Below are 11917 nucleotides of genomic sequence, written 5' to 3' on the forward strand. Positions count from 1 at the left end.
GTCAGCTCCTGGTGAAGGTGAGGGCGAAGGTGGCGCCGTGCGCCCCGGCCGTGTCGACGGTGACGCGTGTCCCGGCGGAGGTGCGCTCGGCCCGTGCGCCGGTGTCGGCGCGGGCGAGGGTGAGACCGCGCAGCGCGAGGTCGAGCGTGACGCGGTCGCGCAGCTGCGTGGGGTCGCTGACCGCCACGGTCACGGTCTTGCCGTCGGGCCGCACGAGGACGGAGGCGGGACCGTCGGCGGACAGCTCGCCCGCCCGGCCCGCTGCCCAGAAGTTCGCGGCGAGCAGCCCGTCCGCGCCGCGCCGCACGGCGTGCACGCTCGCCGTCGTGGCCACGGGGCGCACGGGCGGCGCCAGGGAGAGCCGCCGGGTTCGGTCGGCGGACGCGCCCGGCGCCTGGAGCCAGCAGTACCCGGCGTCGGCCGGCGCAGTCCCGTGTTCCTGCCACAGCGTCAGATACGGCCGTGTCACCGGGGTGTCGGTGCCGTACTTGAGGTTGATCTCCCGCCAGGTCGCGGTGCGCTCCTCCCGCAGGGCCCGGACACGGGTGGGGCGGGGGAAGACGTAGCCGCCGGTGCCGGCGAGGTGCAGCCAGCGGACGTCGGTGAGCTCGCCGGATCCGTCGAAGCGGTCGCCGTCGACCGTCAACTGTGCCTGGGGGTCGCGCAGTTTGCGGTTCTCGACGATCGTCTCCGCGTCGCCCGCGTCCGCGCTCACGCCCGACCCCATGTGCACGATCAGGTCGTCCAGGCAGAACCAGCTCTTCAGGGCGCGCAGTGAACTGCCGTAGGCCCGCAGGTCCATCCCGTACGAGCCGAGCGTCGTGCCGGGCAGTGCGGCGCCGCCCGCCCAGTCGGCCGTGCTGGTGGTGCGCTGCCCCTCCGCGTCGGCCGGGCGCCCGGTGAGGACGGTGGTGCCGGGCAGTCGCTTCGGGTCGACGGTGGGCCAGTAGTCCTCGCTGTAGTGGCCGAGGTCGTCGTCGTACAGCAGCGTCATGCCGTCGGACAGGTGCCAGCCGTGCAGGTTCTCGTTCTGGATGGACTCGTAGTTGTAGATGCGGGTCGAGTAGGCGGAGACGCCGAACGTGAAGGCGGGCCTGTGATGCACCGCCTTGTCCATCCGCGGGTATTGACGGTGCGTCACCAGCCGTCCGCGGGGCGGGACGTCGGCGCCGAGCACCTCGCGGGCGGCCACCAGCGAGGCGAGATCGGTGGCGGCGAGGAAGTCGCGGTAGGTGTCCTCGGTGATCCACTGCTTCAGCAGCGCGGTGAAACGGTCGCTCTCCGCGGCCGGGACGCCGGGCAGCAGGCGCAGCACGGCCTCGATGACCGTCTGCGCGGAGACGTGTCCCTGCTTGCTGGAGCGCGCGATCTCCCGGCCGCAGACCGGCGCGAGCATGTCACCGCGCGCCATCAGCGGGTCGAACCCCTCGGTCACCCAGCGCCGCACGTTGGCCACGTCGGGGTCGGTGACATCCCACGGTGTGGCGGCCAGGAGATGGAGGAGGCGGGAGAGATTGCCGAGGAGTTCCTTGCCGTATCCGCCGTTGTAGGGGTGCTTGTAGTGCTGGAGGAAGGAGCCGTCGGAGTAGAAGCCCTCGCCCGTACCCGTCTGGTCGTCGTTGAAGGCCAGCACGCTGTTCGCGCCCGCCCCCTCCACGTCCGACAGCGCGTCACGGACGCGGGCGAGCGCGTCGGCGTCGTCGCGGAGCACGGCGTTGACGGCGACGACCGTGCAGATCCACACGCGGTTGGCACCCGTGGCGATCTGCCGGTCGGCGCGCCACAGATTGGGGTCGGGCGTGTAGTGGCGCACCGCGGACGTGACACGCGCGAGCCGGTCCGCGCCCAGCACGTCATGGAGGAGGACCGCCGCGTCGTTGAGGGCGAGCGCGCAGCCGATCTCCCAGTCCCAGTCGTTGTCGAACCGCGCGAAGCCGGGCCCGTAGCGATGGTCGAGCATCCAGTCCACGCCGCGCAGAAGGAGGTCGGCGGTGGCGGAGTCGGCGTGCTGCGGGGTGCCGGGGACGGCCCAGGCGGTGGCGAGCGTGGCCAGCCGTTTGAAGGAGGTGGTGACGTGGTTGGACACAGTGGTGCTGGTCAGGTCGGGCCACAGGCCGTCGGTGCGGCCGGGGTCGAGGCCCTGAGCCGCGGAGGTGCCGGCGCGGCCGATCCGGGCGACGGCGGCGGCGATCTGCGGGTCGGTGGGGTCGAGACCGGGGCCGCCGGTGAGCAGCCCCTGCCAGCGGGCCAGCAGAGAAGCGGCGTCGGGGCTCTCCGAGGCCCGCGCGAACGGCGTGACGGCAGGGAGCCCGGTCAGGGCCAGAGCGGCGGCGCCGCCGATCAGGACGGTGCGTCTGGAGGCGTGCGGAGTCATCAGGGGACCTCGCGATGGGGTGGGAGACGGAAGAAGGGGGGCGGTGAGTGCTCAGGCGGGGCAGGGGCCGGTCGGGTCGTACGCGCTGCCGTAGGTGCCCACGGCGTCGCCGCCCGTGTTGCCGCTCATCTTGTTGGTGCAGACGGGGCCTTGGGGCGTGCGCATGAACTTGATGCCGCCGCCCGCGTTGTTCGTGATCGTGTTGCCGTACACGCTCGTGTCGACGCCGTCGGTCGCGGTGTCACCGCCGAGCCGGATCCCGGCGCCCGTGTTGTCGTGCACAGTGTTGTAGCGGAAGATGTTCCCGCTTCCCCGGGCGTCGAGGCCGGCCGAACCGGAGTCGCGCTGCTGGGAACAGTCGTTGTACTCGACGTAGTTGTTCGTCGAGTTCTCCTTGAGGTCGACGCACTCGTTGCCGCGCGTGGCGATCGTGTTGTGGTCGATGCGGTTGTTGCGGCTCACGTCGGGCGCCGCGTCCGGAGCGCCGTTGTCGCCCTGCTGCTCGGGGGCCGTGCCCAGGTAGATTCCCTCGCCGTTCTTGCCGCCCGCGCCGAAGCGGAAGTCGGCGACGCCGCAGTCGGTGATCGTGTTGCCCGTCACCTCGGCGCCCGTCACCAGGTAGCGCAGGCGCAGACATTCGTCGGCGGCGTTCTTGAGCGTCATGCCGGTGATGCGCAGCCCGCCGACGCCGTTGCCCGGCGTGGTGCTCATGACGTAGACGAGCTTGAGCCGGTAGCCGTCCAGGGACGTCGACGAGCCGTGCAGGCCGTCGACGGTGAAGCCGTCGAGGACGGTGCCGTCGTGCTGCACCTGGATGACGCGGGCGTTGCCCGCGCCCTTGACGACCGCGCTCGACGGGCCGGTCAGGGTGACGTTCGCCCTGCGGGTCACGGCGTCCTGCCGGTACGTCCCCGAGGCGAGATGGACGACCGCGCCGGACGGGGCGAGGTCGAGGGCGTGCTGGATCGTGGCGAGGGGAGCGGACGCGGACGTACCGGCGTTGGCGTCGCTGCCCGAAGGGCCGACGTAGTACGCGGTCGCCGCGGCGGCGGGGTGCGCGGGTAACGCGAGCGGGGCGGCCGCCGTGAGGGCGGCGACGACCACGGTACGGACGATGCGGCTCATACGGGGTTCCTTCCGGTCGGGGACGGATCGGCGAAGGACAGGGCGAGCAGAACGGGCACGCTCGGCCCCAGGAGCAGCGGGCCGAGCGGGACGACGAGCGAGAGCAGAACGGCGGAGACGACGGCGCCGAGGAGCGCGGTGCCGCGGGCGGGCGAGCCGAAGGAGAGAGCGAGCGCGCCGCGCGTCCACGAACCGACGGATGCCTCGGGAGCGATGCCCGCACAGGCCGCGAACGCGGTGTGATGCACCACCACGGCCGCCGCGATGCCCACCTGCGCGGCGAGGAGAACGAAGGCGTACGGACTCGAACTGCCCAGCAGATAGACACTGTTGACGGCGAGCAGCGCGACGACGCCTGTGGAGAGCAGCGCGTGCCGCCACAGCGACCGCCAGTAGTGCGGAAAGGTCCTGAGCACGCCGGAGAACACGCGGCTGTCGCCGTCCGTGCGCCAGCGCTGGAGGGCCCGGGCGAGCGCGGCGAGGGCGGGCAGCCAGGTCACGACCCCGAGCGCGAGTACCGCGAACGCGGCCCCTGCGGCTGCCGGGTACGCCACGAACTCGAGCCGCCGCAGCAGCCCCCGGTCGGCGAAGCGGCCCGGTGAGAGAGCGGTCGCCATGTCACACACCTCCGGTGAACGGTTCGGGAACGTCGAGGACGACGCGGCCGTCCACCTCCACACGCCGTGCGGCCACCACGTGCACCGGCCGGCCCTCGCTCAAGAGGACCGCCGCCGCGTCGGCCCGCACACCCGCCCCCTCGACGCGCCGCTCCACGGGCGAGAGCAGCACGGTCTCGGACCCGAACGTCACGCCGTGCCCGTGCGCGCAGTCCACTGCGCGTGCGCTGACCTGTGCGCCCGGCTCGATCACGGTCAGGAACGTGGCGTGGCGAGCGGCAGGTGTGGTCACCCGCAGCGTGTGCAGCGTCCTGGTGAGCGTCAACTCCGGCGTGCTGGACGTGGGGTTGGCCGCCACCTCGGTCACACCGGACTCCGTGCGGACGTCGTCGGGCGCGAGCCTGGTCACCGTCGCGCGCGCCTCGCCCGCCCGGATCATCCGCGTACACCCGACACCTTCGGGGACCGTGGGCTCGTCGGTCTGGAGCAGGAACGTCCACTCGCGGGCGAAGCCCTCCTGGGCCTGCGCCAGGTCGAGCAGCACCAGTCGCCCCGACGGTGTGCACACCAGGGTGCGGTCGAGGCGCTGTACCCCGAGGTGAGGGTCATACATGGCGCCGATCTCCGCCGTGCCGTGTGCCCAGCCACCGCCCGCGAGGACGTCGCGCATCCGGGCCCGGCGCTCGTGGGGGATGCCCTCGTAGACGTGATAGCGGTCCTCGTCGGCGAAACCCTGCCCGTCGACGAGCAGGAGATTGTGATGCGCGGCCCGCTTGCGGTTGCTGTAGCCCTCGTCGACCGCGAGGAACGCGCCCTGCGACAGCAGGACGAACGAGCCCGAATCCGGGTGGTGGTGGCCGGTGTCGAGCGTGTCCCAGCCGAGCTCCGCCCGGTGTTTCGCCGCCGTCTCCCACGCCTTGTGACCGCCGCCGGGCGAGGCCTTGAACGACACGAACGTCGCGTCGTCGGCCCAGCTCGTGCGGGCCGTGACGAGGCCCAGGTCGGGGAAGTGGGCGTGGGTGTCGGACGCGGCCGGCGGGCGGACCCCGACAGAGGGGTCGTACCAGAGGTACTCCAGGTAGGCCTCGGGCAGGATTCCCGGCCGGACCCCGCTGTCGGCCGCCTCGCGTCCGAGCAGCTCGCGCCCGACGAGATCGGCGAGCCACTGGGCCTCGCCGATCCCGTACGCGGCCGCGAGGCGGTGGTAGAGCGCGGCGCTGTGCCCGCTGAGCCGGTCGTGGCAGTCGCCGTGTCCCGTCTGTTCGGCGAACCCGGGCGCCGACTGGTGGAGCCGGAAGCGGAACGTGTTCTCCATGAACCCGCTGCGTCCCCACCAGTCGAGACCCTCGCACTCCTGGAGCAGATCGAGGTGGATCGCCAGCCAGGGCACGCCGTAGCGCCAGTACACGACGCCCTCGGCGTGCGAGCCGTCCTCGGGGAGCAGGTCGAGGACGCGTCCCAGGTTGTCCTTGGCCCGCTCGGTCCACTCCTCGCGGCCGAGGACGTAGCCGGCGGTGGCCAGGCCCGCGTAACAGATCCAGTTGTGGTTCTGCCAGTACGAGGAGGACCACCAGCGGCCCTCCGTGGCCACCGCGAAGTCGTACAGGCGTCGGCCCTGCACCATCAGCTTGTACCGCAGGAGCGTGTGCGTCTCGTCGGACAGGGCGTCGCCCAGCCAATGGTGGGCCAGGGCGAGATGGTGCAGGAGCCAGCCCGCGTCCAGGTCGTGGTCGGGCATGTGGGCCCTGCCCCAGTGGGGGAAACCCGTCGCCGCCCCGATCCAGCGCTCGGCCTCCGCCAGATGCGCCGGGTCGCCGCTCACGCGGTACGCGAGAGCGGGGTTCGACGCGGCCGGGCCGAGCCAGGTGATCGACGCCTCGGGGTGCCGGCGGGGCGGTGCGAGTGCGCGGTGGCGGACGGCCTCGTCCATGAGCCGCCGCTCCTGGAACGGGCGGGGGCCTGGAGGCGGCGTCGCGGACAGGAGCATCTCAGGCCTCCGTCCGGTGCACGCGGCGGGAGCCGTCGGCCAGGGAGACGACCAGGCCCTCCTCGGTCAGCCGGACGTCCGTCACGGCGGGCCCCGCGGACGCCGACTGGTACACCGACGCGAAGACGACCCGCGTCGTGTCCCGGGCGGTGAAGTCGACCCAGCTGCGCTGCTGCTGGGGATCGTCAGCGGGACCCGGACCCGGCCTGCAGAAGGGCCGGACCGGTGCGGACGCGGTGTGCCAGCCGTGCAGCAGCTCGTCCCCGTACCAGGTGGTGCGCACCGGACCGGACGCCTGCACCTGGAGGTCGAGGGCGACGCCGGGCCGCAGCTGAACCGCGACCCGTCCGAGTGCGTCCCGCTCTCCGGTCACCGTCAGTACGTCGACCAGGTGGCACGTTCCCGCCTCGACCCGCCGGACCGCGCGGACCCCGTCGTAGGCCGTGGTCACCTCGGCCGTGGCCGACGTGTCGTCCGCGTTCAGCAGTCCGCCCGCGCACTCGGCCTGCTCGGCGCCGTCCACGCGGAACGAGGGATGGGCGGCAGTGGAGGCGTACAGGTCGCGGAACTCCTCGTGGGCGTAGGGGACTTGTCCGGGATCGGGCTGCCAGGGCGCCGTCACCCCGTACAGGTACAGGGAGAGCTTGTCGCGGTGGCCGTGTGAGCCGCCGTGCGGTCCGAAGTCGAGGACGGCGTGGACACCCGCGGCGCGCACGACGGCGTAACCCGCGTCGCCGAACACGGTGACCGGAGCGGGTGCGGAGCGCTCCGGGAGCGGGGAGCCCGTGAACCAGCCGTCGAGGAGCCGGTCCAGGCCGTCGTCCGCGCCTGCGAGATCCGCGCGGGCCCTCGCCGCCACCGCGTCCATGCGTGACGCGGGCGCGAACTGCCGTGCCAGCGCGCAGAGTTCGAGCCACTCCAGGGAGAGCGGGTCACGCAGATACGGGCCGTCGTGCAGGGCGGGCAGGACACCGCCGTCCGTGGCGATCGCCGCCAGGACGTCGACCATGCCGCCGAGGCGGGCCGCCACGTCGCCGGGCAGCGCCGAGGGATCGGTGCCGCGCAGCGCGAGGAGCGCCGCGCGCAGCACGAACCCGTGGTAGTACGTGCTGCCTTCCCACTCCCAGCCGTCGTCCGCGACGCAGGCCCGCAGATGGGCGTACAGCCCGTGCGGGCCCTCCAGCCACTGCTTCGCCCCGTCCCAGGGGACGCCCCGCACCGCCGCGGCGGCCCGCCCTGTGGCGATCCCCGCCGCGGTCAGCCACGTCGTGTAGTTGGACGCCAGGTCGCCCCGTGCGACCAGCACGTCCCGGGCGTCGAGAGCAGCCCGCTCCAGCTCGTCGAGCAGGGGGAGGACGGCGGCGAGCCCGGCCGTGCCGCGTGCGCCGAGCGTCCACGTCGCGTGTCCGATGTTCACGGCCCAGATCGCGTCGGTGAGCGCCTGGTGGAACAGCCGGCCGCGCAGCATCCACGGCTGCGCGTCGTCGTGGTGCCGGCCCGCCAACTCCGCGTACAGAGAGACGTATTCGACGAGTCCGGACACCGCGTCGGTGTCCTCGCCGAGCTCGGCCAGGACACGGATGCGGCGGGCCCACGCCTGATGGGAGAGGACGGTCCAGGCGCCGCGCACGGCGGTGGTGTCCACTCGGCAGCCGCGCGGACACCGCGCACCGTCCTTGGGGAACGCGCCGCCGAGGACGTCGCCGTGGTCGAGTTCGACGCCGTGCGCCGGGCACACGTACGCGTGCCACCAGCCGCCGCGCTCGCGGGGGATCCGCTTCACCGCGGCCATACGCCACCGTCGATGTCGAGGGTCGTGCCCGTCAGGAAACCGGAGGCCGGGGAGGCGAGATGGACCACTGCCGCGGCCACGTCCTCGGGCGTGCCCGCGCGGCCGACGGGGATCCCCGCCTCCATCGTCTGCTGGGCCTCGGGCGCGGTGAACGTGTCATGGAACGCGGTGCCCTTGATGAAGCCGGGCGCGACCGCGTTCACCGTGATGCCCGCCCCCGCGACCTCCTTGGCCAGGGCCTTGGTGAAGCCGCGGATCCCGGCCTTCGCCGCCGCGTACGGCACGGAGCCGGGCCCGCCGCCGTTGTGCGCGGCCAGCGACGACATGGTGACGATCCGGCCGGCCGCCGACCCGGTGAGGTGGGGGAGCGCGGCGCGGCAGGTCCGGAACGTGGACGTCAGATTGGTGTCGACGACCCGCTCGAAGTGCTCGTCGCTCATCTCGGCGACGGTGACCCGCCCGATGAGATGCCCGGCGTTGCAGACCAGGACGTCGAGACCGCCGAGGAATCCGGTGGCCTCCGCGACGAGGCGGTCCACGTCGGCGGTCACCGTGACGTCCGCGCGAAACGCCTTGGCGCGGCGGCCGAGCGCCTCGATCGCGGCGACGGTCCGCTCGGCCTCCTCGGGCGAGCTGTGGAAGTGCACGGCGACGTCACAGCCGGCCGCGGCGAGTCCGACGGCGACGGCACGGCCGATGCCGTGGCCGGCTCCCGTCACGAGCGCACGGGAACCTTGGAGATCAACAGACATGGGACAGGGCCCTTTCACGAGCAAGTGGGGGATGAGGGGCAGCGGGGACGGACGAGGGGATGGGGCGAAGGCTCACTTGAGGCCGGCGGTGGCGAAGCCCTGGACGAAGTAGCGCTGGCCGATGAGGAAGAGGATCACCATCGGCAGCGTGGCGAGCGTCGTCCCCGCCATCAGGAAGTGCCACTGCGTGGCGTTCTCCGTCTTGAAGACGGACAGGCCGACCTGGATGACGCGCAGACTGTCGGTCCGCGTCACGAGCAGCGGCCACAGGAAGTTGTTCCAGGACGCTTCGAAGGTGAGCAGGGCCACCGTGGTGAGGGCGGGCTTGACCTGCGGGGTCATGATCCGGGCGTAGATCCGGAACTCGCCCAGCCCGTCGAGCCGCGCCGCCTCCTCCAGCTCCACGGGCAGGTCCAGGTAGAACTGCCGGAACAGGAACACGGCGAACGGGGTCACGGCCCCGGGCACGATCAGCGCCCACCACGAGTCGAGCCAGCCGCTGCCGCCCTGGCCGAAGAGGTCGTTGCCGCCGGCGAGCGGCATGAACCGCACGATCAGGAACTCCGGCAGGACCTTCGTGTACGTCGGGATCATCAGGGCGGCGATGAAACAGTAGAAGATGAGGTCGCTGCCGCGGAACCTGATCCGCGCGAGTGCGTAGCCGGCCATCGAGGCGACGAGCACGTTGAGGACCGTGTGGCTGACCGCGATGACGAAGCTGTTGCGCGCGTACGTCGCGAACGGAGCGGCCTTGAAGGCGTCGACATAGTTCCCGAACTCCCAGTGCGACGGCAGGAGTCCGGCGTGTTCGGAGGCGATCTCCGCCGGTGTCTTGAGCGAGGTCAGCACCATCCACGCGAACGGCACGACCATCAGGAGCGAGGCGAGCGCGAGCGTCACGTACAGGGCGACGCGTCCGGGCGACACCCGGGGACGGGACTCAAGCCTGGCCACGGGTGCCTCCCATCATCCGCCGGTTGACCAGGGTGAACGCCATCAGCAGGACGAACAGCACGAGGGACTGGGCGCAGGCGTAGCCCACACGGAACTCCCGGAACGCGGACTTGTAGATCTCGTACGTCATCATCGTGGTGCTGTTGGCGGGGCCGCCGTCGGTGAGGATGTAGATCTGGTCGAAGGACTGGAACGCGCTGATCATCGAGGTGATCAGGACGAAGAACGTGGCGGGCTTGAGCAGGGGAAGCGTGAGGGAGAAGAACTGGCGCACCTTCGAGGCGCCGTCCACGGAGGCGGCCTCGTACAGTTCCCTCGGCAGGTTCTGCAGCGCGGCCAGATAGATCAGCATCTTCATGCCGATGCCCTGCCAGATCCCCACGAGGATCACCGACGGCATCGCCCATGTCGTGGACGCGAGCCAGGCCGGGCTCTCCACGCCGAAGATGCTCAGCAACGTGGTGAACAGGCCGTTGCGCGGGTTGTAGATCCACAGCCAGACGAGGGCGATCGCCACGGTCGCGGTGACCTGCGGCAGGAAGATCGCGGTCCGGAAGACCCCGCGCGCCCGCAGCCCCGCGTTCAGGGCGAGCGCGAGCAGCAGCCCGAGCGCCATGCCGAACGGCACGGTGAAGAAGGTGTACACGACGGTGTTCAGGATCGACTTGCGGAACACGTCGTCGCCGAGCATGTCGCGGAAGTTGTCCAGGCCCACGAACTTCGGTGCGGACAGGACGTCGTACGACGTGAACGCGAGGAAGACGGCGGCCACGACCGGCAGGCCGATCCACAGCGCCGCGTGCAGCAGGGCGGGCGCGACCATCAGCAGACCGGCCCTGCGGCGGCGTGCGCCGGGACCGGCGCCGCCGCGAACGGCCTTGCCGCGAGAGGGTTTCGGTGACTCGGGGGGCGAGGGCGGCCGCGCGGGGCCGGCCTTCACCACGGAGAGGGCTCCCACGGTGACAGCCCCTCACATCCGCGCGATGGCGGACTCGGCGAGACGCCCGAGCTCCGCGATCGCACTCTTCGCGGACCGGCCGCCCACGACGGCGGGTTCGAGGGTCGGCTTGATCTTCTCGCGGATCTCCATCCAGGCCGGCGTGCCGCCTTCGGCGCAGGCGCTGCCGAGGTTCTGCAGGGAGAAGTCGACGAGCTTGTTCTTCTTGACGTACGAGGTGGAGCGCAGTTCGCGCAGACCGGGCACGGTGGCGCGCTGCTCGGCGGCGGCGAGGATGGAGTCGGGCGCGGCGAGGTACTCGACGAGGGCGCGGGCCGCCGCTGGGTGCCGGCTGTGCGCGGACTGCGTGACGAGCGTCCCGCCGGTGAGCATCGCGGGCTTGCGGTTGCGCAGCACGAACGCCCCGATCAGGTCCTTCTCGATGAGCTCGGGCGTCTGGTCCTGGAGCTGCTTCCACAGACCGCTGCCGGTCATCATCATGGCGGCCTTGCCCGTCTGGAGGTTGGTGGGGGCCCCGGCGTCCGCGTCCGTCTTCTTCGCGTAGTCGGCCGAGCCGTCCGCGCTCAGATCCTTGAAGAACTGCAGCGCTTCGACCCCTCGCCCGTCGGTGAAGGCGACCTTCTTGCCGTCGGCACTGAACAGGGAGCCGCCGTTGGCGTACAGGAAGGTTTCCCAGCACTGCCGCAGGTCGATCGAGAACGGGTCGAAGCCCAGCCGGTCGCCCTTGGTCAACTGCTTGGCCATGGCGCGCAGTTCGGTGCAGTCGCGGGGTGGCTTCTTGATGCCGGCGGCGGCGAAGTGGTCCTTGCGGTAGGCGACGAGCCGGGTGGCCATCACCGTCGGGAGGGCGTACAGCTTCCCGTCGTAGCGGGACGGTTCGAGGACTCGCGGCTCGTAGTCGTGGCGGGTCGCGAGCGACTCGGGCAGCGGGGCGAGCACCTTCTTCGCGGCGAACGGCGGGATCCAGCCGACGCCCATCATCAGCACGTCGGGCAGCAGCCCGCCCGCGAGCGCGGTGGTGATCTTCTCGTTGAGCTGCGTGTACGTCGTGTAGTCGACGTTCACCTTGACGTCCGGGTGCTTCTCGCGGAAGCCGCCGAGGATCTCCTGCTCCAGGAGTTTCTTGCCGTCGGAGCCTTCGAAGATCGGGGTGAGCAGCGATATCTCACCCTCTGCGGGGCCGCCGGCCGAGCCGCCGGACGAGGAGCCGGTGCCGCAGCCCGTGACCGCGGCCGCCGTGCCCGCACCGAGTGCGGTCAGCAGCAATCGTCTCGTGAGTTCCATGGGACACCCCTTGTGAGGCGGAGATGGTCAATCGATACAGCGGAGAGTGGCCTGTGAGTGGCCGGAAACGCCGG

General features: G+C 71.7%; 9 protein-coding genes. All 9 read right to left on the reverse strand.

From position 1 onward, the window contains the following. Position 1 precedes the first annotated feature (1 nt). The 9 genes from OG698_RS41530 to OG698_RS41570 all read right to left on the reverse strand — a co-directional run bounded on the left by OG698_RS41530 (position 2) and on the right by OG698_RS41570 (position 11843). Positions 2 to 2374 carry a polysaccharide lyase 8 family protein gene (locus tag OG698_RS41530; RefSeq protein WP_406109357.1) on the reverse strand — a complete coding sequence of 791 codons (2373 nt, stop codon included), beginning with the start codon at positions 2372 to 2374 and terminating at the stop codon, positions 2 to 4. Between the two features lie 51 nt (positions 2375 to 2425). Then, positions 2426 to 3499: a DUF1565 domain-containing protein gene (locus OG698_RS41535; RefSeq protein WP_406109358.1), complete on the reverse strand. Its 1074-nt coding sequence runs from the start codon at positions 3497 to 3499 to the stop codon at positions 2426 to 2428. Then, on the reverse strand, positions 3496 to 4116 hold the full coding sequence (locus OG698_RS41540) for a DUF624 domain-containing protein (protein WP_406109359.1): 621 nt from the start codon (positions 4114 to 4116) through the stop codon (positions 3496 to 3498). The genes OG698_RS41535 and OG698_RS41540 overlap by 4 nt, the downstream gene beginning before the upstream one ends. 1 nt (position 4117) lies before the next feature. Then, on the reverse strand, positions 4118 to 6046 hold the full coding sequence (locus tag OG698_RS41545) for a hypothetical protein (RefSeq protein ID WP_406109360.1): 1929 nt from the start codon (positions 6044 to 6046) through the stop codon (positions 4118 to 4120). Positions 6047 to 6104: 58 nt separating this feature from the next. Then, a complete protein-coding gene (locus OG698_RS41550; protein WP_406109361.1) occupies positions 6105 to 7895 on the reverse strand; it encodes a heparinase II/III family protein in 1791 nt (596 codons plus the stop codon). Continuing rightward, positions 7883 to 8614, reverse strand: coding sequence for an SDR family NAD(P)-dependent oxidoreductase (locus tag OG698_RS41555; protein WP_406109362.1), 732 nt, complete (start codon positions 8612 to 8614; stop codon positions 7883 to 7885). The genes OG698_RS41550 and OG698_RS41555 overlap by 13 nt, the downstream gene beginning before the upstream one ends. A 105-nt stretch (positions 8615 to 8719) precedes the next feature. Beyond that, complete coding sequence (locus OG698_RS41560; RefSeq protein ID WP_406109363.1) at positions 8720 to 9601, reverse strand: carbohydrate ABC transporter permease; 882 nt, start codon at positions 9599 to 9601, stop codon at positions 8720 to 8722. Further along, positions 9588 to 10559, reverse strand: coding sequence for a carbohydrate ABC transporter permease (locus OG698_RS41565; RefSeq protein WP_406109364.1), 972 nt, complete (start codon positions 10557 to 10559; stop codon positions 9588 to 9590). The genes OG698_RS41560 and OG698_RS41565 overlap by 14 nt, the downstream gene beginning before the upstream one ends. Before the next feature lie 12 nt (positions 10560 to 10571). Continuing rightward, a complete protein-coding gene (locus OG698_RS41570) occupies positions 10572 to 11843 on the reverse strand; it encodes an ABC transporter substrate-binding protein (protein WP_406109365.1) in 1272 nt (423 codons plus the stop codon). Positions 11844 to 11917: the final 74 nt, after the last annotated feature.

It is taken from the genome of Streptomyces sp. NBC_01003, from assembly GCF_045162695.1.
GTDB lineage: Bacteria > Actinomycetota > Actinomycetes > Streptomycetales > Streptomycetaceae > Streptomyces.

Bases quoted from the DNA above. Each gene is read 5' to 3' on its own strand.
- OG698_RS41530 (WP_406109357.1), bottom strand. From the start codon at position 2,374: ATGACTCCGCACGCCTCCAGACGCACCGTCCTGATCGGCGGCGCCGCC.
- OG698_RS41535 (WP_406109358.1), bottom strand. From the start codon at position 3,499: ATGAGCCGCATCGTCCGTACCGTGGTCGTCGCCGCCCTCACGGCGGCC.
- OG698_RS41540 (WP_406109359.1), bottom strand. From the start codon at position 4,116: ATGGCGACCGCTCTCTCACCGGGCCGCTTCGCCGACCGGGGGCTGCTG.
- OG698_RS41545 (WP_406109360.1), bottom strand. From the start codon at position 6,046: ATGGACGAGGCCGTCCGCCACCGCGCACTCGCACCGCCCCGCCGGCAC.
- OG698_RS41550 (WP_406109361.1), bottom strand. From the start codon at position 7,895: ATGGCCGCGGTGAAGCGGATCCCCCGCGAGCGCGGCGGCTGGTGGCAC.
- OG698_RS41570 (WP_406109365.1), bottom strand. From the start codon at position 11,843: ATGGAACTCACGAGACGATTGCTGCTGACCGCACTCGGTGCGGGCACG.